The organism is Edwardsiella piscicida, assembly GCF_021733145.1.
In the GTDB taxonomy this organism is placed as follows: domain Bacteria; phylum Pseudomonadota; class Gammaproteobacteria; order Enterobacterales; family Enterobacteriaceae; genus Edwardsiella; species Edwardsiella piscicida.
Genome location: NZ_CP090968.1, coordinates 3599558 through 3621176 on the forward strand (window position 1 = coordinate 3599558; position 21619 = coordinate 3621176).

Consider the following 21619-nt stretch of genomic DNA (forward strand, 5'->3'; position numbering starts at 1 on the left):
ATTTACTCTCAATGGCTATTTTTTTAGCTGATCATGCTATTTTACCCGCACCGTCAGCGCCCTCCGACGCATCGCGTTATCCCCGTCATCGCACCGGTAAGACACCGTATCACCCACGGTGACACGGTGTCTTAAGCGCATACGTAACGCGCCGCTCAGCGGATCACGAGCACATTGGTCTTCGCGTGACGCACAATCGCCGCCGCATTAGAGCCCAGTAGATAGGTCTTTACGCTGGGACGATGCGAGCCAACCACGATCAGATCGGCCCCCATCTCTTCTGCCTGCTGCAGCGCCTCATCGCGCGGCGTACCAAAGCGGATAGTGTATGACAGGCGCTCACGCGGCAGATCGATACTATCGATCAGCGTCAGCAGCTTCTCCTCCGCATTCGCGACGGCCTTGTTCTCAAACTCTTTAATACCAAATGAGTAGGCGGTGACAAACGCTTGAGCATCCGGCAGCACATACAGGAAATGCACTTCGGCATCCGTCAGCTTTGCCATATAAATCACATGCTCCAACGCGTTCTGCGTCAGTACATCCTCTTCAATATCGACAGGTACCAAAATATTCTTATACATCGTAACCCCCTCCTGGCTCACTCTCAAAGCGCGTCATGTCCCGCACCGATCCCCGGGTCACGCTCACCGACGCCTGCCGGTCACGCCCCCGGTGCTATGGCACCCCACTCCACGGTGAAGCATACTGCCAGATAAGAATAGACAGAATTGATTCACCGCGCTTTTGTGAGATACCACAGAGTCTGGCGAACGTTTTCATCTGGGCACCGTCGCACCGGGTGGTCCCCCGACGGTACGCCTATGCCAGCGGCAGAGGATATTACCCAACCCACAGAGCGCGCAGCGGAATAACCGCCCCATGGTGTAATGATGAATCGCCTCTGCTCAGAGCATTACCCAAACATCCCCCAAATAGGGTGAAACCCATTTACTTTCACTTTACGAATAATCCAGCGAGATGGTCTTCCAACGACAAATAATAAAAACAAAATGAAAGTGAAATCGTTTTACTCTTTCTCCTTTATTTCTCCATTTTTCATTATAAGAAGCGCCTTTATGAATAAATTATGGAGCACTAAAACACAGAACGCCTTTTTATTTTTATTGCACCCTCTTTGCATATCGTCTTAACATTTTGTGCCGCACGTTACGTTAAAGTAGAGGGGAGACAGCACAAAAAACACACGCTATAATCGACAGTAAATAATATAGGGAATTTAAATGCTCATGATGAGCAGGGCATTTTACGCTAGAAATACCTAATGGGTTAATAGGAGTCCACCATGAAATATATCATCTTATTGCTTGCCACACTGATATTAAGCGGCTGCGCACATACCCCGGCGGTGCAGAATCATAACGTCGGCAACCTGGCCGACTGCGGCATGTGTACCTACAACGACACATTCTACACCGATTTTGATGAGTAATGTCCGCAGGTCAACGATGGTCGGCTTCCCCGACGATCCGGCGCTATCCTGCATGAGCGCCGTCGCGCCTCAGGGTAAACACGCCGAGCATCCGCGCAACGGGTCTTCTACGGCTCCGGTTTCGCAGCGACGACGCTAGCTCACCGTCTGTTCAGCCGGTGCGGCGGCGATGCGCCATTCCCGCCAGCATCACCCACAGTGCGACGCTTACCGGGATCAGCGATCCCCACAGTACGGCATGCCAGCCGGCGCTATTCAACAGCACCCCGGACAAGAAAGAGCCGACGATCATCAGGCTAAAAATAATAAAGTCATTCAGCGACTGCACCCGTATCCGCTCCTCCGGACGATGATAGTTGAGCAGGTTGGCCGAGGCGCCGGTAAATCCAAGGCTCCAGCCTAGCCCCAACAGGATCAGCGACAGCCAATAGTGCATGACCTCCTGACCTGAAAATCCCGTCAGGATGGCCAACAGCGTAATCGCCAACCCTGCCGTACTAATAGACTCTGCGCCAAAGCGGTTGATCAGCCTGCCGGTAATAAATCCGGGGGCATACATTGCGATTACATGCCACTGAATACCGAGCGTCGATGCGTGCAGGGAAAGCCCGTGCATATGCATAGAGAGCGGCGCGGCCGTCATCAAAAAATTCATTACCGTATAGGAGACTGCGGCACAAAATACCGTACGCATGAGTCCGGGCTGACGGGCAATACTGCGCAGCGATCGGCGCATCGCTGGCGCCTGCTCGCTGACGGGGGGAACCGACACACGACGCAATACCAGCGCCGCCGCAGCGGCCGCCAGCGCCTGAGCGATAAAGGCGGCAACCAGTGGATACGCTGGCCACAGCGCGAGGGATCCACCGATCAGGCTAGGCCCGATAACCCCCGCCGCCACGCCGCCCGCCATGACCAGCGACAGCGCCAGCGCGCGTCGCTCCGGCCCAACGCCATCGGCGGCAGCAAAACGAAACGAAAGGCTCACCGCGGCATAGGCTCCCCCCATCAGCGCCGCCAGGCAAAACAATTCAAAAGAGGCGATGAATACGGCCAGCGCCGCCGTCAACCCCGCCAGCGTTCCCAACGCCGTGCCCGCCATAAACGCCGCTTTGCGCCCATATTGCTTAGCCAAATAGCCAAAGGGCAAGATACAGGCCGCCATACCGGTCACAAACAGCGTGATCGGCAGCGTCGACAGCGTGTCATAGGGCGCCAGGCGATGACCGACAATCGCCCCGATCGCATAAAACACCACCGAATTCGCCCCGGCCAGCGCCTGCGCCGCCGCAAGGCAGAGGATATTTTTATTCTGCTGCCGCAGCGAGAGCGTCACGCCAATAGGATTATCCATCACCCGACACCTATAAAATTAAATGCAGTGAATATTTATGGCATAAATTATAAATATGCCCTCCTCTCTTCCCGCAAATAGAGATAATAGACGAGGTGATATAACAATAGGTGACAGAGGATGCGCTGAAGCCGGTAGGTCACACCGATATCGCATATGAAGCACTAAATTGAAGAGCGGTGTTAAATATTGCGTTAGTAATATAACGACTATTTATACCTTCGCCGCCGCCGCGCGGTAAAATGGGCTCTGCGCCGGAGACACGATGCTAATCCAACGCACGATCAATCGACCAGCGAGGTCGCAGCCAATGCCTTAACAAAATCACGCTTAATCAGAATATCCGAGATAAAGATCACTCGGACCTCCTCTCCCCGCTGAACGTACGCCGCGCGAAAACTCTGCGGTTTCAGCGCCACCTTATACTCCAGGATAGTAAGCCCTTGATGCTTCAATCCCCAGGCGGCCTTAATCTTATGAGGACGCCGCTGGATAATCTGCGGTAGCTCACGGTAAATATTGTCCCTAATCTCCGGATCCACTCTAGAGAACTTCTTAAAAAACGCGTGAATAGCGCTATTATCGTCCAGCGTTATCTTCATCTCTGGCTCAAAGAGATCGTGACTCATCTGTTTGCCTCCACTCTACGGACTGCTGCCGCGCCGATTGATCGGCGCCACTGTCAAAGAGAGTAGCGCGCCGCCCCCCAGGAATACATCGCTTTTCTCAGCGCATCGCCAAAGGGAGACACCCGCTAAAACCGGTGAGTAAGCGAGCGGCAGTGGATCAGCCTCCTCGGCCACGCAATGACCCCGTCGAGAGACACAGATGCGTCCTCTCTATAGCGAAAATGTTAGCGCCTATTTTCCAACGCTGACGGAAACAGAGGCATCAGCTCCGCATTGGCACACACCGCGTCAAAGTGACGTATCGCCGTTTCCGCCTCTTTCTTCGGTGTCTTACGGGTTTTCTTCAGGAAGGCATGTAACACCACCAGATCGTTATGGGCATCCAGCATCAACAGGATCCGCGCCGACTCAGCGCCGCAGTCAATCCGCAGTTTATAAATCGTGCCTTTATAACCCCAGATCTTGGGATTTAAAATCTTTAGGCTACGCACACTGGGAATGGTATCCAATGCGCTAAACGCCGTCAGCTTCCTCTGGATTGCGCCCGCCAGCTTCTCTGATACATGGCCAAGAAAATACAAAATATGCGCGCTATCCACGGTACCTTTTGCCGCAAGGCAGAGAATATTCACTCTACTTAATGTCCTATACTAATGGTAGCCAAGTACAGCCTTACTTTATTCTGCCATAAACGCTATGCGGTTGATATCCATACGCTACAAATCCACTCATCCCCACAGGATCTATTGCTATCAAGACATGTGAAAATATAACCGACTTGAGCGTGATAGCCGCAACGAGCTAACTTAAGTGATAAGTACCCGAACGGTTTCAGACAGACAATGGTAGTGAATTTATATCTAAAACACTGGCTCACTGGGCATATAAAAACGGTATAGCAATGGACTTCTCACGGCCTGGAAAACCGATGAATAATGCGCTGATCGAGTCATTTAACGGTAGTTTTCGAGATGAGTATCTGAACGTTAATTGGTTACTATCACTGGACGATACGCAGGAAAAGATCGAGCAATGATGACAGGAATATAACCGAAGCAGACCCCATTCATCGTTAAATAACCAGACTCCAGAGGAATTTATCCAAAGTCTACAAAAAAGCCCGGCACTCTGATTTAGCCAGGCCTAATATTGGGGAATTGTCATTTAAACCCTTTGTTATACATTACATTTTTACCATTATTGGGGTGCTGGCATTTTAAGGGTGAAATAACACCCCCTAATACACCCCAAAAAGCGCTTGATGCCGGTTGAAGTCAGTTGACCTTAGGAAACAAAGAAAGCCTGATATATAAGGGGTTAGAAGAGGTTTTTTTGACGTGGGGAGAGTTCAGGAGAGCTTAATTGGCGGAGATCACAGGAGTGCAAAATGACGCACAACACAATGAAATATAATGATATTACTAAAACTCTACAGTGAGGATATACACATTCATATACACCTTCAAAGCGCCAACCAGTTTCACTTATTGCGACTAATAATTAAACAGCAAAAAAACTTTTTTTAGGAAAAACCGTTCACACTGTTCACTGTGCATTTTTATCGTTTAAATTCATTGTATTACACCGTGAATGGTTGGTGAACAGTGAACACTTTACTGTTCATTTTTACGGGTTTTCAGGCAAAAAAAGACCGGCGGCGGCTGGTCTGGATACAGATACAGGCGCCGCTGACGCGAGATGATGTTGACATGATCAACATACACCCCCATCCGACTCCGGCAGCGCTTCATTGGAGTTCTGGTGTGACTGGAGCAGCGCGCGGGCACTCATCGGATCACTGAGCTGCTGCACCACCAGAATATAAGCATGTCATCCACAGAAAAAACTTTTTTTAGGGAAAACCGTACACACTGTTCACTGTGTTATTTTATCGTTTAAATTCATTGTATTACACCGTGAACGGTTGGTGAATAGTGAACACTTTACTGTTCATTTTTGCGGGTTTTCAGGCAAAAAGAGACCGGCGGCTGCCGGTCTGGTTCGGTGCTCTTACTCTGGCGCGTCACACTTTGGTAGCCAATCGGCGTTACTCTCCTCCCTCAACGCAAGATTGGTTTGTATACCCTGATTTTTGCGGCGCTTTTCATAATTCACCCCGTACTCTTTCAGCATCGCGGGCAACCCCTTGCCGAACATGGTGAGGCTGAGCGTGTTCTTGTAGCCGTGCGCCTCCATATATGCCAGATAGGCATGATACAGATACAGGCGCGGCTGACGCGGGATGATGTTGGCATTGCCAATATACATGCCATCCGGCTCTGGCAGCGCCTCAAGGTAGCCACAAAAATCAAATGCCGGATCGGCATCGCGCTTGATGCAGAGTGCCTCATCGGAGTTCTGCTGTGCCTGGAGCAGTGTACGGGCCGTCATCGGGTCGCTGAACTGCTGCATCAACTGGCGCACAATCACCGCCAACTCGCAGGCGATTTTATCCTTAAGCTGTGGGTCGCGCTCCTCCGGGGCAATCTGCTCCGGGAAATGCAGAATTACCCGGCGGCGGGAAACGCCGCCGCTGCGATCGGTAAAGCGCATCGGGTTATTGTTCACCGCCAGGATCACCGCCGGAATATGGGTGGAGTACGGGTTCTGGTATTTCGGATCAACGGAGACGGCATCGCCGCCGGTAATGGCCTTAAGTCCCGCGCCGTCACCGCTCCACTTCTCCTGATCAGGTAGACGTATCAGCGAGAAACCAATCAGGGATGCGCGCTTGCGCGGATCTTCCAATGTGTCGATGTCAGCCGAGGTGGCGTTATCCGCCCCGGCTAGCAGAGTGGCGATTTCGGCCAGAATGCTTTTTCCGCTGCCGCCCGGCCCGGTCACTTCAAGAAAAAGCTGCCAGTCGTAACGGTTCGCCAGCACCATAAACAGGGCGGCCAGGATCACATCGCGTTTATCGGCACGGCCACCGGCGGCACGGTCAAGCCAGCGCCAAAAATTCGGCGCATGGGTTTCCAACGTTTCACCCGCCACGGGTGGGGTGAAATCCACGTCACACAGCGTGCGCAACCAGTGTGATTTACAGTGTGGGCTAAAGATCCCGGTGCTGGTATCGAGTACCCCGTTACGAAAACCAATCAGACGACGTGCCGGTATATCCTGCTGCGGAATAATCAGTTTCAGGGTATCAATGACCGAGGCAATTTTCCCCGACGAGAACGGTGCGCGCAGGCGCTGAAACAGCCCGGCCACATCACGGGCAAAATCGGATGACGGAATGATTTTCCATATCCCGGCCTCATAGCGTGACAGGAGCTGGCCGTTAGCATCGACGGCCAGCGCTTCGCCGTAATGCTCATGCACCCGCATCGCCTTTTCACTGGTACTCATGGCGGTAAACTCCGCCTCGCTCATGGTGTTAAACGGGCTCTCCGCTATGGGGCGGATCGCGTCATAAATCGCTTTCCGCGTGGCCTCCTCGCCTTTCTGCATAAAGGCATCATTCCAGTCACCGAACACCGGCGGCAGGGCAACCATGCCCTCACAGGCTTCTGCGGCCGCGGCGGCTTTGGTCTGGCCGTCGCCGTTGAGATCACGATCGGCCGCCAGGACAATCTGACAGGCCGGATATTTCTGACGAGCAAGGCTAGCCAGAGAAAGGAGGTTCACGGACGACAGCGCCACCATCACCGTTTCATCAGTCAGATGATGTACGGTGAGGGCCGTGGCATAGCCCTCCGCAATCCACAGGCGTTTCCCGGCCTGTTTCTGGCCATCAATGGTATGGCAGGTACCTTTTACCTGTCCGCCTTTCAGCGTGCGTTTCAGGCCGTCTGTGTTGATAAGCTGGAGATTCACCAGCGATCCGCCCTCGTCATACAGCGGCACCACTAGATCCCCGGCCCGATAAATGACCCCGCCGGTTTTGTGCGTGGCTGTCAGTACTACGGACGCATGAGCGGGGAACCCCTTGCGGGTCAGGTAGGCATTTGCGGAGGCCGTGCGGGTTTTGGCCATCAGTTTTACGGCCAGCGCGGCTGCCGCTTTCCGATCTGCATCGGTTTCAGCCTCTGCGGCCGCAATCACCTCCGGGGCAACCGGCGGCAGGTTGCCGATCACCGCGTTCACCTTATCGGCCGCGACTGATGCCGTAACACCCAATACCTTTTCGACCAGCGTCAACCCATCCCCGGCACCGCACTGGTTACAGAGCCAGGTGCCTCGCCCCTCCTTGTCATCAAAGCGAAAGCGATCTGTACCGCCGCATACCGGGCAGGGCTGATGGCGGTTTTTCACTATCTTCATCCCCAGCGCCGATAAAACAGGTAACCAGTGGCCGCGCGCCAGATTAACGGTGTCCGTGACGTTCATGTTCATTGTTATTTTCTCCCTCAGTGCAATACCGGCGCGTTAATGTGACGGGCACAGAGTTCATCCATCACGACAATGCCGAGAAAGGACAGTGACGGGGCGGTCTTGAGTGGTCCGGCTTCCATTAAATCTTCCAGTAACGCACAGGCAATCTGGCGGCCCTTCTCCTCACCGTGCTGGCGCAGGTAAAAGCCCTCCAGCTCGGTGGCAATGGCATTTTCCAGCGTATCAAGGGTGAGTGCCGGATAGCGGTGCTGACGTACGCACAGGGTCAGCCAAGCGCAGGCAACGGCACGGCGGTACAACGCGGCACGCAGGACAGGCGGTAATGGCGTAGTCATACATTGTCCTCCCCGGCAAGCCAACGCTGGTTACAGCGCTCGACCACGCCATCGAGCTGGGTAGTCATTAGGTAAATCAGGGAGGTAAGCTGGAGCTTTTGATCCGGGTTACGTTGAACGGTGACACACGCCTGTTCCTGCATCAGTTCACCGACCAGTTGACCAACATTGCGTAGGTGATCGAGGCATTCGAGGTCTTGCAAGGCGATAGCGGTATGTTTCATGCGCATACCCCCGCCATCGGCAGACGACCGGCAAAGGACAGGACATACTCACGGGCAAGGGAACGACGGGCGCTGTACTCGTTATCGGCCACGATGCGCAGCATACAGATATGGGAATGACGGTCGGCGCGGCGGACAGCGGCGAAGACAAAGACAAACTGCGGGTGTGACGGGGTGAGGATCGTAGCCATGATGGCAACCTCCATTGAGTAGCGGTTAACGCTACCACCGGAGTTCTCACGCTCTGGTGGTAGCCCAGACGGGGGTGAGAAACCGGCCTCAATGGATACCGGCCAGCCCGAAGGCTGCCCCGCCTGAGCCACCATTACGCGGATACCACAACGATCTAACAGCCGCTGCGTAAATAACAGGTGTTCGTAGGCATAGACACAAAAAAAGACGCCTGGCGCGTCTGGTGTCGCCACTGAGTAACTCGGGTTCTCACGCCCGGCTGCCGATTTTGCGACAGCGTAAAAACTATACCCAGAAACGGCCCACAGAAGCAAGCCAGAAAAAGGGATGTTTTGCGGTGCGGGGATCATCATGCGTCGTAGCCCCGGTTACGGTCGGCGATACGATCGGCCATCCATGCGGTGATTTCCGACTGTACCCAGGCCACATTTTTACCACCGAGTGAGATTTGTTTCGGGAAGACCTCACGGCTGATGAGATCGTAGATGGTCGAACGTGATAACCCACAAAGGTGGATCACTTCGGGCAGGCGGATAAAGCGTTCCTGAACCGCATCAGAAGGCGGCATCATCGGGGCAGCAGGGGCTGAAGATGGGGAAGAAAAAGCAGTGTGCATAGGGCTACCTCATAAAATCCATACAAGTCCGGTCGTGTCCGTCCGGCTTCGGGTAGCTCTCTATTTTGTGAATATTTTCCCTCAGGGCAACAAGTCATTTTGTAGTGCTCCACCATACAACAGAGCGATTTTTATACAGTGGCAAACGTTGGCCGTTTTTTGGTAAACGTTGGCAAACCGGTGGCCCATTCATGATTACTTTTATTTCTATATTTTATTTTTTTAATCGTTAAAAAATCTAAATAACAGGCAGACTGAAAAAACAGAGAGTGAACAGTAGTGAACAGTCGGTGAATAGTTTTATCTCAACTGTTCACCATTTATCTTACTGTATTACTTATCTTTTTATTTCAAGTGAACAGTAGTGAATAGTTATTTATAGAAAAACAAACAGAGAGAGACGTTTACCCGCCTCTTTCTCTGGCTAGCCCCCCCTGATTGCCGTTCTGCCCGATTCTGTTTGTGCCATCCCTGCGACAACCGTGATCGCTCGAGTGGTTGTGTGGTGCGTTGCAGAATGATTTCACCTTGATAACGCAGCAGGAGAACACCATGAAACCGACCACTCACCCCCAGCAAGAGACGGCGATCCCCGCCGTGCTGGATAACGCATTCCAAGCGCTAGAGAACGCCAAAACTCATCATCTGAATAACGTGCACCGGATGGATGAAATCCAGCATGCCATCGAGCAGGCCAAACAGCAGAAAACCCGTCTGGAACAAACGGGCCTCGATGATACGCAAGCCTGGCGCGAGCAATTCCTGCGCAATGGCGCCGTGCTCACCGATGCGCTCAAGCAACAGCATATGGAGCGTGTCGCCCGCCGGGAGCTGATGCAGGTGTCAACGACGGGTAAAAAGTGATCCACTTACATCTCCACCGACGGTCTAATATTGATCCACCGTTTTACTCAGGATTAGCTTCAGCGATAACCCCGGCCTTTCGTTTCTGTTTCAGTCGATAACTCTCTCCTTTTATTTGAACAACGTGTGAGTGGTGTAAGATCCGGTCCAGCATCGCGGATGTTAGCGCCGCATCACCGGCGAACGTCTGATCCCACTGCCCGAACGGCAGGTTGGAGGTCAGGATCATCGCGCTCTTTTCATAACGTTTGGCGATGACCTGGAAGAACAGCTTGGCTTCTTCCTGGCTGAACGGCAGGTAGCCTATTTCATCGATGATGAGCAGCTTTGGTGCCATCACGCCACGGTGAAGCGTTGTTTTATAGCGCCCCTGGCGTTGTGCCGTGGACAGCTGAAGCAAGAGATCCGCCGCCGTAGTGAAGCGAACCTTGATACCCGCCCGTACCGCTTCGTAGCCCATTGCTATTGCCAGATGCGTTTTCCCCACGCCGGATGGCCCCAGCAACACGATGTTTTCGTTGCGCTCTATGAAGCTCAGTGAACGCAGCGACTGGATCTGCTTCTGCGGCGCACCGGTGGCGAAGGTAAAGTCGTATTCTTCGAACGTTTTCACTGCCGGGAAGGCCGCCATCCGGGTATACATTGCCTGTTTACGCTGATGTCGGGCCAGTTTCTCTTCGTGAAGCAGATGCTCCAGGAAGTCCATGTAACTCCATTCCTGCTCCACTGCCTGCTGTGACAGGGCTGGCGCTGCGCTGATCAGACTGTCCAGTTGCAGCTGTTCGGCAAGCACCATCAGCCGTTGATGTTGCAGTTCCACCATCATGCGGCTCCTCTGCAGAACGTGTCATAGATGGATAGCGGGTGGTGCAGTGGCTGCCTGTCGAAGGTCACCAGGCTTTCGTCTACCTGCACGTCATACTGTTTTTTCTCCGTCGGTAGAGCCAGCATGGACTGCTGCTCTTCGATCCAGCGATCGCAGGGACGGGTCTGTATTGTTTCGTGCCTGCGCTGGTTAGCGACATCGTGCAACCAGCGCAGGCCGTAGCGGTTGGCTGTTTCAACATCGACGGTGATCCCCAACGGACGCAGGCGAGTCATTAGCGGGATGTAGAAGCTGTTGCGGGTGTACTGCACCATCCGCTCCACCTTGCCTTTAGTCTGTGCTCTGAAGGGGCGGCACAGCCGTGGAGAGAAGCCCATCTCTTTGCCGAACTGCCACAGTGAAGGGTTGAACCGGTGTTGCCCGGCCCGATAAGCATCGCGCTGTAGCACTACCGTTTTCATGTTGTCGTAGAGCACTTCACGCGGTACGCCACCGAAGAAGCTGAACGCATTACGGTGGCATTCTTCCAGGGTGTCGTAGCGCATATTGTCAGTGAACTCGATATACAGCATTCTGCTGAACCCCAGAACGGCAACGAACACATGAAGTGGTGATTTGCCATTACGCATGGTGCCCCAGTCAACCTGCATCTGTCGTCCTGGCTCTGTTTCGAAGCGCACGACAGGCTCCTGTTCCTGAGGAATGGCAAGTGAACGTATGAACTCTCTCAGGATGGTCATGCCACCACGATAACCCTGCTCCGTGATCTCGCGGGCGATGACCGTTGCAGGGATTTTATAAGGATGAGCATCGGCGATGCGTTGCCGAATATAGTCCCGGTATTCATCCAGGAGTGAAGCGGTTGCGGGACGCGGCGTATATTTTGGCGGCTCAGACTGCGCACGCAGATAACGCTTTACGGTGTTACGGGAGATACCCAGTTCCCTGGCGATCGCCCGACTGCTCATACCCTGCTTATGCAGGATTTTAATTTCCATAACTGTCTCAAAAGTGACCATAAGCTCTCCCGAATCAGGAGAGCAGATTAACCCCTGGATCTAATTTCAGGCGTCGGATATGGATCACTTTCGCACCGTTGGTAACAGCAGGAGTGTGAGAACGCTACCGAGGTATTGGCTTATGAACTTGAGCAGGGAAAGGGCACATGTTGCAGCTCGGCAAAAGCCTACCGTGATGCACACTCTTCGCTGTTGAACGACTACGTGCAGCGCGAGTTTGAGACCACCCTGTCACAGGGAGTCCCTGCGCTCATCCGGGCAATCAAGCTCAAAATTTTCACCCTGCAACAACAACGCTATCGCGCTGGCCATCATGATATTGAATCGACCGAACAAGAGGTTCTGGCAGAAATTAGTCGCTGGCTGAAAGCGCAAGTAGACCAATATGAGATCCGTTTAAACGATGAGCCGGTACTGTACAAAATAGGGTTATCGCCCAGCCCGCTCCCCCATATGGACTATGATCTCGCCGCAACACCGGCACAGAGCATGCGTTTTTACGAAGAAATGCAGCAGCGTAAAGCCCAGCTTCAGGCGCGGGGGCTGATCGCATGATGCATTGTCCTTTTTGCGGTAAATCCGCCCACACCCGCAGCAGCCGATACTTATCGGATAACGTCAAGCAACGCTATCACCAGTGCACCAATGTTCACTGCTCGGCGACGTTCCGCACGCTGGAATCCATCGATGAAATTATCCATCAACCAGCCAAGCCGGTAACGGCAGAACGGCCAACACCACAGGCGGAGCCGCGCCGGGTATCCGGTTGCTATCGCTCTCCCTTTTCACATTAACCGAGAACACCAACATGACGACAACCCCATTACAAAAAGCGGCAATGGCGTGCCAAGCGGCCAAAACACGTTGGCAGGATAGCCGTCAGGCATGGACCAAGGCGACGCTGGATATGGCTAGCCTACAGGCCGATAGCAGCGGCAAGTCTGGCGATCGCCTGGCCTATCTGCGTGAATTGATCGCCGTGAAACAGTGGGAGATGAATCAACACGCTGATCGATACCTACATGCCCATGATGAACTGTTGCGTGTCAGTGTGCGTACGGAGCTGCGCAGCTTCATGCAGCGTCACGGCACCGAGCTGCTCAGTGCCCTGGCCCCGGAGTTAATGGGGCTGAATCATCAACCGGAGCTGTTACGTACACGGGCCGCCGATCGGGCACTGGAATACCTGCGGGAAGCGCTGGCCGTCAGTATGGCCATCAGCCCGGCCATTGAGTACGCAGAGGCCAGTCGGGATATTTTAAACAGTGCGGGACTACGGCCAGAAACAGCCGCCCGGCAGGATGCCATCAGCCGCACGACGCCTGCCGAAAACCTGAAATTTATGCACCGAAAAATCGCACTGGAACAGCAGCGCCCGGCATAAAAAAATCGCCCTCAATCCCCGCATTTTTTCTCTAAAAAGCCATGCATGCATAGTGTGCATGGTTTTGCATGCGCCTTACGATATTTTCTAACCCTCGCCGCGCCAGTCCTGGCGCGCTCTGCGCCGTCTCATGCATCTGCATTAAAAGCGCCCCATGAAGCGGGCAGGCGAGGCGGGGAAAGCATTGCGCGCAGGCCTTACATCTAACAACTTTGTGGTAAATTAAGTCATAGGGTCAATAAAGGCTTTGTGATACACAGATATGCTATGATTACTACCATTGTGAGTTAATCAATCGGGACTATCACCACATCCTGTTGTAATATAAAAATCTCGGTAGAGTTATTCTAAAAACACGCGAGGCAAATAATTACAACTTTATTCTTAGGAGGATATATTTTGTTTATTCCTGATAACTTAGACGAGGATGTTTATACAGATTGCGGCTGGAGATATATATGGCACAATGATTATTTGAAGCCTAACATATATTTGCAAGATGCAATTGATGATTTGAGCTCAGGAAGTGAGCGCAGAAATCTGAATAATGCAGTACGAAATGCAAAATCAGCATTGCATATGAGAGTGGATATTCTTTGTCGATCTTTTTGTGGCGACGAATACTTCCAGAAAAATCTAAGAAACTTCCCCCAAAAAATGGATTTTCTGGAAAAAATTGGGATAGTAAGACCTAGAATAATAGACAAAATAAACAAAATAAGAAATGAAATTGAGCACGAGTATAGAGATGCAACCCTTGAGGAGGCAGAAGATTTCATAGATATAGTTTTATTATTCATGGAAGCAACCAGATATCTTAACACAAGATTTCCATGTGATGCTGACTTCCATATATTGGAGATTTCTGATGAGATTTATTTAAGAAAGATAGAATGTAATTGGAAAAATGGAGAGTTGATTTTTTACTATTCAAAGCAAAAGTCACTCAGACTTGATAACATGGAAACCTATTCGATAAAAGTAGGTGATCATAGATACGCGCAGTGGGTAAAGTTCATTCTAGAACATTGCGATTGATATACTATTTACCCTAACTCACTATCGTTATGACGCCAAATAAACATCATAATAAAAACGTCACTAATGATGAATTAATATTTAGACCGAGCTGAACGAGGCCTCGGTCTAAATATCATTATTTTGCCAACATAGCAACTGATTGAGCTAACCCATTAAAATTATTTTCGAACTCTTTCCTATTCTCTTTCATTGTATCCAGTATTACTCCACTTTGCTCTATTTGTGCATCTGAGAGGGCAAACACTGGGGTGCTATGTTTCTGAGATTGAGCAATAAGCGAGTTAAAATCTGAAATATTCGCCAAATTAAAAGGCTCTTTTGACGGGCAACCACTTTCAAAATCAGCAGTTGATATTGACATATTGATAGGATTTAAAGCTGGTATTAATGTATTAATAACCTCATCCTTGATTATATCAATCCACCTTTGAAAAGATTTCACTGGTAAATTGTTTCTTGGGCGATACTTCTGAGATATAAACCCGATAAATTTCGGCGGGTTAATAGGAAATGGATATAATATTTTATCATCTCTAAAACTATTTATCTCGCTGTTCCATCTAGGAAGAACCTTCGCGAGTGACTTTATTGCTTGAGCACAGAAAAAATCCGGTGATGTAGGAACTATAAAGTAGTCACTGCACATTAAGAGACATTCATTTAATGCACCAACGCTGGGGCTCATATCAACAAGGACATAATCAAATTTATGTTTCCGTGCTGTCTCACGCAAAAAAGCACCAATACTACCGGGGATATTTCTAATTGCGGGAATAGCTGCGCTGGTTGTCAGCGCAACTCCGATCTGTGTTTCAATTTCTGATAAATAGATACTACCACATAATAAACTTAAATTCGGATTTGTTGTAGCTAATGGGTCGGATGGTATAACTTTTCCTAAAGAACCATCTACAACGGGTTTGATGCAACTATAAATATCACAATTTGGATTGCTTTTATAGATTTTATCAAAGTCATCAGTGGTTGAGTAGCCCAAAGCTAAGGCTGTCAAATTACATTGTGGATCAGCATCGACTATTAAAACTTTATACCCAAGATTAGCTAGCATCCACCCCATGTTAAAAGTGGTAGTTGTCTTACTTACACCACCTTTATGATTAAATAAAGATATTATTTTCATTCAGAATCCTTAATTAAAATTATTAATTTAAAAGATAGTTGCTATACCACTGAAGCATTTCCCTTCTTTTTTCAAGATATTGAGCATGATTATATGTCCCTCGAATGCTATTTTTATCCACATGCGCAAGTTGTATTTCAATCCACGCACTATCAAATCCCTGCTCATGTAGGATAGTCGACATTGTGTGTCTAAAACCGTGACCGGTAGCTCGCCCTTTATATCCCAGCAACTCAATTACCTGATTGATACTTTCCTTACTTATAGGCTTCCTGCGGTTGTTGCGTCCAATAAAAATATAAGGATAGTGACCAGTGATTGGCTGTAGCTGTTTGAACAGCTCCATAGCCTGCGTTGATAACGGCACGATATGGGGACGGCGCATTTTCATTCGTTCTGCGGGTATCTCCCAAATCCTCTTATCAAAATCAACCTCATCCCACGTAGCAAAGCGCATTTCCTGCGTCCTCACACCAGTCAACATGACTATCTTAGTCGCATTTTTAGTGATGATGCTGCCGGTATAGGCTTCAAGATCTCTGATAAAATGAGGCAATTCTTCGGCAGATAAAAAAGGATGATGCTTTTGCTTCGGCACGGCCAATGCGATAGCTAAATCAGGGGCAGGGTTGTATTCAGCTCGGCCAGTTATGATCGCGTAGCGAAAAACCTCTCCGCACCGCTGGCGTACCTTGCGTGTTTTCTCCAGTGCTCCACGTTTCTCTATTCGTCGCAGCACCTCAAGCAATTCTAAAGGTTTGATCTCACCGATAGGACGTTTGCCGATGAACGGGAAAACATCTTGTTCGAAGGTCTTAATGATTTCGTCTCGGTATGCCACTGTCCAGCGGTCGGCTTTGTTTGCATGCCATTCGCGACTTATGGCTTCGAATGAGTTTTCTGTTGAAAGCTGCTGTGCCAGTTTTTGCGCCTTCCGTTCCTCAACCGGGTCGATTCCATTAGCAACTTGCTTACGGGCGACCTCGCGCTTTTCACGGGCTTCTGCAAGGCTCACCAAATCGTAGCTACCAAATGACATTAACCGCGCTTTCCCGGCAAAGCGGAAACGGAAACGCCATCCTTTCGAACCATCCGGTTTGATGAGTATTGATAGCCCTTGCCCGTCGTTCAGTGTGTAGGGTTTGTCTTGTGGTTTTGCGCGTTTGATTTGTATGTCTGAAAGAGCCATGTGTATACGTGAAAAATGTGTATAAAAATTTTATACACATTACTATACATAAATTTCCCGGATTTAGGTAAATCGTCTCGGACTACCTCGGACGTGACATGTGCTAATTAACTTGAAAATAAAGGATTTTTTGGAATTATGAGGACTTGTTCGGAAGACTAATGGCGGAAGATCACAGGAGTCGAACCTGCCCGGGACCGCTGGCGGCCCCAACCGGATTTGAAGTCCGGCCGCCCCACCGGGGACGATGATCTTCCAATCGATGCGGCGGGAGTATACCCCACAACCGGGGGCCGGGCGCAAGGAGAAATCCCCGCCCGGCGCACCGGGCGGACATTACGCTAAAGCAGACGCGCCAGACGGTTAAGATCCGACTGGATGGCGCCGGCGGTAACATCGCGCCCCGCGCCGGGGCCGCGGATCACCAGCGGATTATCGCGATACCAGCGGCTTTCGATCGCGAACACGTTGTCGCACGGCAAAAGCGACGCCAGCGGGTGCTCCGGGCGCACGGCTTCAACGCCGACGCGCGCCTTACCGTTGGCGTCAAAGCGCGCCACGTAGCGCAGCACTAGCCCCATCTCATTGGCCGCTTCCAGACGCTGCAGCATCTGCTCGTCCAGCGCCTCGCCGTTCTCAAAAAAGTGATCGATAGAACCCTGCTCGCCGCCGACCGGCACCAGGGACTCGACCCGGACCTGGGCGGGCTCAATGTCATACCCCGCCTCGCGCGCCAGGATCACCAGCTTGCGCATCACATCCTGGCCGGAAAGGTCCACCCGCGGGTCGGGCTCCGTCAGCCCCTGCTGCCAGGCCTGATCCACCAGCGCGCTAAAGGGAACCGAACCGTCAAACTGCAGAAACAGCCAGGAGAGGGTGCCGGAGAAAATGCCGCTGATGGACAGAATCGTATCGCCGCTGTCGCGCAGATCGCGCACGGTATAGTTAACCGGCAGCCCGGCGCCCACGGTCGCGTTATACAGCCAGTGGCGTCCGGTTTTCTCAAATGCGTCGCGGATCTGACGGTATTCATGGCCGTCGGCGGCGCCGGCCAGCTTGTTGGCGCTGACCACGTGGAAACCGTAGCTGGCAAAATCACGGTACTGCTGGGCCAGCGAAGGACTGGCCGTCACATCGAGCACCACCAAATCATCATAGGGATGAGCCCGCATCCACAGGAACAGCGACTCTTCATCCAGCGCCTGCGCCTCATCGTCAAAGAAGGCCAGCGCGCGGCTGGCGTCCAGCCCCTCATAGTTCAGTAGGCTGCGATTGCTGTCGACCACCCCGGCCAGAATAAACTCGAAACCGCTGCGCGCCGACAGGTTACCCTGTTCGCGGGCGAACAGCTCCAGCCAGCGGGAACCGATGTTACCCTTACCAAACAGGACCAGACCGACGCGTTTTTCTGCCCGGAACAGCGAGCTGTGCAGCCCCTGTACCAGCGCCTCCGTCGGGCCACAGCGCAGCACCGCCACCAGGCTGATGCTCTCCTCCGACTGCCAGATAAACTCGACCGGCTGATCCTTAAGCTGCTGATAAAAACGGTGAGCATGCAGTGGATTGCGGCAGACGCCGGCGCCAACCATCGCCACCAGCGCCAATCCGTCGCGTAGCTGTAGCAGCCCCGGAATCGCCGACTCCTCCAGCAGCTTAAATACGCTGCCGACCACCTCTGCGGTGTAGCACAGCTGGATCAGTCCGCGATCGCGATGGATCCCACTGGCCAGCGGGCGCAGCTGACTGCGCGTCAGAATACGCTCCACCTCTTGGTGTACGTGGCTGAACTCATGACCAGCGGGAACGTGCAGCTCAATCAGGCAGACATCGTCATGGCTGGTGACAATCTTGGCGCCGTTGCCGCTGGCCAGCACCCGCTCAATGCGGGTCGACCCCTGCTGCGGCTGATAGCTGCAGCGCAGCTGCAGATCGATATCGCTGGCGGACACCGGCTGCAGCGTACGGGCGTGCAGCACCGGCGCGGCCAAACGCGCCAGCTCGCTGGCCTCATCCAGACGCAGCAGCGGCAGCAGACAGGCATCTTTCACTTTACGCGGATCGGCGCTGTAGACCCCGGCGACATCGCTCCAGATAGTCACGCGCCGCACGCCGGCCAGGGCGCCGATCTGCGTCGCCGAATAGTCAGAACCGTTACGGCCCAGCAAGACCGTTTCACCTGCGCCGCTGCGGCTGATAAAACCGGTTACCACCAGACGCTTATTCGGATGCTGGGCCAGCAGCTGCTGCAGCAGCGGATAGGATCGCCCCTCATCCACCTGCGGCTGAGCGGCGCGCTCGGCGCGCAGGAAATCCCGCGCATCCAGCCACGCCGACGCCATCCCCTGAGTCTGCAGCACCGCCGCCATCAGCCGGGCGGACCAAATCTCACCGTGGCCCACGACCTCGGCGTAGGCCGCCTCATCGATCTCGCTATCCAGCAGCGCGGCCAGGCGCTCAAGATCCCGAATAAAGTGCGCCTGCAGCGGCTCTGCCATCTCCGGCGGCAGCAAACCGGCAATCAGTTCACTCTGGTAACGGCGCAGGGCTTGCTGTACCTGATGGGCAGAGATGCGATCGCTCTGGCTGAGCTTGAGCCAGCTGATCAGCTGATTGGTGGTGCTGCCCGCCGCCGACACGACCATCATGTCGCCGGGGCGGCTGTATTCCGCCATGATCCCCGCTACGCGCAAATAACACTTTACGTCTGCCAGGCTACTGCCGCCGAACTTATGCAGCTGGCGCTCTGCCTGTTGCTGCCCCGTTACCGCTTGTGCACTCATCGCTTACCTCGTTGCTGCTGCCTGAAATGCCTGTTCCAGATCAGCGATTAAATCATCACCGTCCTCAATACCCACGGAAATACGCAGCAGGCTGTCGCTAATGCCTGCCGCCCTGCGCGCTTCCGGCGCCATGCCGGCGTGGGTCATGGTGGCGGCATGGGAGATCAGGCTCTCCACCCCCCCCAGAGACTCTGCCAGTGTAAACAGTTGCAGGGATTTTAGGAAACGCCGTAGATGGGACTCATCCCCCTCTAGCTCAAAACTGAGCATGGCGCCAAAGCCCCGCTGCTGGCGGACAGCAATGGCATGGCCGGGGTGCGTCGGCAGCGACGGATGATACAGCCGCGTGACCTGCGGCTGCGCCCGCAGCCAGTCGAGGATACGCAGCGCATTGGCCTGCTGCAGCGCGATACGCGGCGCCAACGTGCGCAGCCCCCGCAGCAGCAGATAGCAGTCGAAAGGCGCGCCGGTCACACCGATATTATTTCCCCACCAGGCCAGCTCCTGCGCCATCTCCACCGTTTTGGCGATCACCGCGCCGGCCACCACGTCGGAATGGCCGTTCAGATACTTGGTACAGGAGTGCAGCACCAGATCGGCGCCCAGCGCCAGCGGCTGCTGCAGCGCCGGACTGAGAAACGTATTATCCACCGCCGTCAGGGCGCCTACCCGCTGCGCGGCGGCGCAGATCGCGGCGATATCCACCACCCGCAGCAGCGGATTGCTCGGCGTCTCAATCAGCACCAGCTTCGGGCGCAGCGCCATCGCCTGGGCCAGCGCCTGCGCATCGCCCTGATCGACGAAGACCACCCGGAAAGCGCCCCGGCGCGCCAGGCTGTCAAACAGGCGATAGCTACCGCCATAGCAGTCGTGCGGCGCCAGCAGCAGATCGCCGGGGGAGAGCAGCGCCGTACACATCAGATGGATCGCGCCCATTCCACTGGCGGTCACCACCGCACCGGCGCCCCCCTCCAGCTCTGCCAGCGCCCGCTCGGCCACGTCGCGCGTGGGATTTCCGCGCCGAGCATAGTCGTGCGTGCGCGGCTGATTAAAATCGGTAAAGTTGTAGGTGGTGGAAAGATGGATGGGGGGAACCACGCTGCCATACTGCTCATCGTCGTTCAGCCCACAGCGCACTGCCTGAGTTGCCGGTTGATAGCGCACCTGATTGCCCTCCCTGAAATAGCGCCAGTGATGGATAGAGCGTAACCGCTGCAAAAATAGACGTCAATACATCTAGCCATCTAAAAGTCTTTGCGTATGGATTGAGGTAGATAGGATTAGCCGCTAAAATTGGCACAGTCTGTTTGTGGTTATCGCTTCCCTGGATACCGGCGCGGCAAACGTGATCGTCCACGCTGATCCCGCCATTCTGTTAGGGATACGAGATACAATCAGGCATAATAGCCCGTTGTCTCGGAATAATTTTTTGTGAAGGTATCTCCTCATGGCTGCAGAATGGAACGGTGAATATATTAGCCCTTACGCTGAGCACGGCAAAAAGAGTGAGCAGGTTAAAAAGATTACGGTATCCATTCCGCTGAAAGTATTAAAAATACTCACGGACGAGCGCACCCGCCGCCAGGTGAATAACCTGCGCCACGCGACGAATAGCGAACTGCTGTGTGAGGCCTTTCTGCACGCGTTTACCGGCCAGCCGCTGCCGGATGACGACGATCTGCGCAAAGATCGCAGCAATGAAATCCCGGAGGCGGCCAAAGAAATGATGCGCCAGCTGGGGATCGATCCGGAAACCTGGGAATACTGATACGCGCAGCGTCCGGATGCGTTCGCCCCGGGTGCTGCCTTAGCGAGAGTGAGCCGCGGCGTTTTTCAGGCAATAAAAAAGGCACCCGAGGGTGCCTTTTTCGCCGGTTCCAAATTACTTGGAACCCACCATGTTGAAGCGCTTGTTGAAGCGATCAACGCGGCCGCCGGTAGCGACGTCACGCTGCTTACCGGTGTAGAACGGGTGGCATTTGTCGCACACGTCCAGGCTCAGATCGTGACCAACGGTAGAGTGGGTCTTGATTACGTTGCCGCAAGAGCAGGTTGCAGTGATGGCAACGTAGTTCGGATGGATACCTTCTTTCATGGGGAAAACCTCTGTTAAGGCCGCGTCGCTATCCGGCCCTTTTCCGCCAGACACCACGCGTGGTTGATAAAATCGGGTTTGATACAAAATTATATCAAAGGCGGCGAATCATACAGAAAATAGCCGACCAACGCAATCA

23 protein-coding genes, 1 tRNA gene and 1 pseudogene are annotated in these 21619 nt (G+C 53.1%); 8 read left to right on the plus strand and 17 right to left on the minus strand.

The features are described 5' to 3' along the window. Window positions 1–155 precede the first annotated feature (155 nt). Window positions 156–584 (minus strand): universal stress protein, encoded by a 429-nt coding sequence (locus L1P05_RS16365; protein WP_012850200.1) that lies wholly within the window; start codon window positions 582–584, stop codon window positions 156–158. Window positions 585–1306: 722 nt separating this feature from the next. Between L1P05_RS16365 and L1P05_RS16370 the strand changes: the two genes are divergently transcribed. Beyond that, window positions 1307–1453, plus strand: coding sequence for a hypothetical protein (locus L1P05_RS16370; RefSeq protein ID WP_012850202.1), 147 nt, complete (start codon window positions 1307–1309; stop codon window positions 1451–1453). A 151-nt stretch (window positions 1454–1604) separates the two neighbouring features. Here L1P05_RS16370 and L1P05_RS16375 read toward each other — a convergent pair whose 3' ends face one another. From L1P05_RS16375 to L1P05_RS16385, 3 genes are all read right to left on the minus strand, one after another. Continuing rightward, on the minus strand, window positions 1605–2807 hold the full coding sequence (locus tag L1P05_RS16375) for an MFS transporter (protein WP_012850204.1): 1203 nt from the start codon (window positions 2805–2807) through the stop codon (window positions 1605–1607). A gap of 284 nt (window positions 2808–3091) precedes the next feature. After that, window positions 3092–3436, minus strand: coding sequence for a hypothetical protein (locus L1P05_RS16380; RefSeq protein ID WP_012850205.1), 345 nt, complete (start codon window positions 3434–3436; stop codon window positions 3092–3094). 224 nt (window positions 3437–3660) lie between these two features. After that, the gene (locus L1P05_RS16385; RefSeq protein WP_012850206.1) at window positions 3661–4068 is read right to left on the minus strand and encodes a type II toxin-antitoxin system RelE/ParE family toxin; all 408 of its coding nucleotides are present in this window, start codon (window positions 4066–4068) and stop codon (window positions 3661–3663) included. 185 nt (window positions 4069–4253) lie between these two features. Here L1P05_RS16385 and L1P05_RS16390 point away from each other — a divergent pair. Beyond that, window positions 4254–4568, plus strand: a pseudogene (locus L1P05_RS16390) (integrase core domain-containing protein); the annotation flags it as partial. A gap of 878 nt (window positions 4569–5446) precedes the next feature. Here L1P05_RS16390 and L1P05_RS16395 read toward each other — a convergent pair. The 5 genes from L1P05_RS16395 to L1P05_RS16415 are packed head-to-tail and all read right to left on the minus strand — an operon-like array spanning window position 5447 to window position 9141. After that, a complete protein-coding gene (locus tag L1P05_RS16395) occupies window positions 5447–7774 on the minus strand; it encodes a primase-helicase zinc-binding domain-containing protein (RefSeq protein ID WP_012850211.1) in 2328 nt (775 codons plus the stop codon). A 14-nt stretch (window positions 7775–7788) separates the two neighbouring features. Further along, the gene (locus L1P05_RS16400; RefSeq protein ID WP_012850212.1) at window positions 7789–8109 is read right to left on the minus strand and encodes a DUF5375 domain-containing protein; all 321 of its coding nucleotides are present in this window, start codon (window positions 8107–8109) and stop codon (window positions 7789–7791) included. Beyond that, a complete protein-coding gene (locus L1P05_RS16405; protein WP_041692610.1) occupies window positions 8106–8333 on the minus strand; it encodes a hypothetical protein in 228 nt (75 codons plus the stop codon). The genes L1P05_RS16400 and L1P05_RS16405 overlap by 4 nt, the downstream gene beginning before the upstream one ends. Continuing rightward, the gene (locus L1P05_RS16410; RefSeq protein WP_041692564.1) at window positions 8330–8878 is read right to left on the minus strand and encodes a host cell division inhibitor Icd-like protein; all 549 of its coding nucleotides are present in this window, start codon (window positions 8876–8878) and stop codon (window positions 8330–8332) included. The genes L1P05_RS16405 and L1P05_RS16410 overlap by 4 nt, the downstream gene beginning before the upstream one ends. Then, entirely contained in the window at window positions 8875–9141 is a 267-nt protein-coding gene (locus L1P05_RS16415; RefSeq protein WP_041692565.1) for a helix-turn-helix transcriptional regulator, read from the minus strand. Before L1P05_RS16415 ends, L1P05_RS16410 begins: the two co-directional genes overlap by 4 nt. A gap of 552 nt (window positions 9142–9693) precedes the next feature. On the opposite strand from L1P05_RS16415, the gene L1P05_RS16420 reads away from it, so the two are divergent. Then, window positions 9694–10005, plus strand: a complete 312-nt coding sequence (locus L1P05_RS16420; RefSeq protein WP_012850217.1) for a hypothetical protein — start codon at window positions 9694–9696, stop codon at window positions 10003–10005. A gap of 43 nt (window positions 10006–10048) precedes the next feature. On the opposite strand, the gene istB is transcribed toward L1P05_RS16420, so the two are convergent. Both istB and istA read right to left on the minus strand, forming a co-directional pair. Then, window positions 10049–10831 carry an IS21-like element ISSen3 family helper ATPase IstB gene (gene istB, locus L1P05_RS16425; protein ID WP_012846920.1) on the minus strand — a complete coding sequence of 261 codons (783 nt, stop codon included), beginning with the start codon at window positions 10829–10831 and terminating at the stop codon, window positions 10049–10051. After that, the gene (gene istA / locus L1P05_RS16430) at window positions 10828–11850 is read right to left on the minus strand and encodes an IS21 family transposase (protein WP_012846921.1); all 1023 of its coding nucleotides are present in this window, start codon (window positions 11848–11850) and stop codon (window positions 10828–10830) included. The genes istB and istA overlap by 4 nt, the downstream gene beginning before the upstream one ends. 114 nt (window positions 11851–11964) lie before the next feature. On the opposite strand from istA, the gene L1P05_RS16435 reads away from it, so the two are divergent. The 4 genes from L1P05_RS16435 to L1P05_RS16450 all read left to right on the plus strand — a co-directional run bounded on the left by L1P05_RS16435 (window position 11965) and on the right by L1P05_RS16450 (window position 14272). Next, a complete protein-coding gene (locus L1P05_RS16435; RefSeq protein WP_049761411.1) occupies window positions 11965–12405 on the plus strand; it encodes a hypothetical protein in 441 nt (146 codons plus the stop codon). Further along, window positions 12402–12644, plus strand: coding sequence for an ogr/Delta-like zinc finger family protein (locus L1P05_RS16440; RefSeq protein WP_071818543.1), 243 nt, complete (start codon window positions 12402–12404; stop codon window positions 12642–12644). The genes L1P05_RS16435 and L1P05_RS16440 overlap by 4 nt, the downstream gene beginning before the upstream one ends. A gap of 14 nt (window positions 12645–12658) precedes the next feature. Next, a complete protein-coding gene (locus L1P05_RS16445; RefSeq protein ID WP_041692566.1) occupies window positions 12659–13234 on the plus strand; it encodes a phage polarity suppression protein in 576 nt (191 codons plus the stop codon). Between the two features lie 399 nt (window positions 13235–13633). Further along, on the plus strand, window positions 13634–14272 hold the full coding sequence (locus L1P05_RS16450; protein WP_012850221.1) for a hypothetical protein: 639 nt from the start codon (window positions 13634–13636) through the stop codon (window positions 14270–14272). Window positions 14273–14390: 118 nt separating this feature from the next. Here L1P05_RS16450 and L1P05_RS16455 read toward each other — a convergent pair whose 3' ends face one another. From L1P05_RS16455 to metB, 5 genes are all read right to left on the minus strand, one after another. After that, entirely contained in the window at window positions 14391–15416 is a 1026-nt protein-coding gene (locus tag L1P05_RS16455; RefSeq protein WP_012850222.1) for a ParA family protein, read from the minus strand. 22 nt (window positions 15417–15438) lie between these two features. Then, entirely contained in the window at window positions 15439–16605 is a 1167-nt protein-coding gene (locus L1P05_RS16460) for a tyrosine-type recombinase/integrase (protein WP_012850223.1), read from the minus strand. Window positions 16606–16767: 162 nt separating this feature from the next. Then, a tRNA-Sec gene (locus L1P05_RS16465) sits at window positions 16768–16862 on the minus strand. An 84-nt stretch (window positions 16863–16946) separates the two neighbouring features. After that, the gene (locus L1P05_RS16470; RefSeq protein ID WP_012850224.1) at window positions 16947–19385 is read right to left on the minus strand and encodes a bifunctional aspartate kinase/homoserine dehydrogenase II; all 2439 of its coding nucleotides are present in this window, start codon (window positions 19383–19385) and stop codon (window positions 16947–16949) included. Window positions 19386–19388: 3 nt separating this feature from the next. After that, window positions 19389–20549, minus strand: a complete 1161-nt coding sequence (gene metB, locus L1P05_RS16475) for a cystathionine gamma-synthase (protein WP_012850225.1) — start codon at window positions 20547–20549, stop codon at window positions 19389–19391. A gap of 283 nt (window positions 20550–20832) precedes the next feature. On the opposite strand from metB, the gene metJ reads away from it, so the two are divergent. Further along, the gene (gene metJ / locus L1P05_RS16480; protein WP_012850226.1) at window positions 20833–21153 is read left to right on the plus strand and encodes a met regulon transcriptional regulator MetJ; all 321 of its coding nucleotides are present in this window, start codon (window positions 20833–20835) and stop codon (window positions 21151–21153) included. A 114-nt stretch (window positions 21154–21267) separates the two neighbouring features. Here the strand turns inward: metJ and rpmE are convergent, their stop codons facing one another. Then, window positions 21268–21480 carry a 50S ribosomal protein L31 gene (gene rpmE / locus L1P05_RS16485; protein ID WP_012850227.1) on the minus strand — a complete coding sequence of 71 codons (213 nt, stop codon included), beginning with the start codon at window positions 21478–21480 and terminating at the stop codon, window positions 21268–21270. Between the last annotated feature and the right edge of the window lie 139 nt (window positions 21481–21619).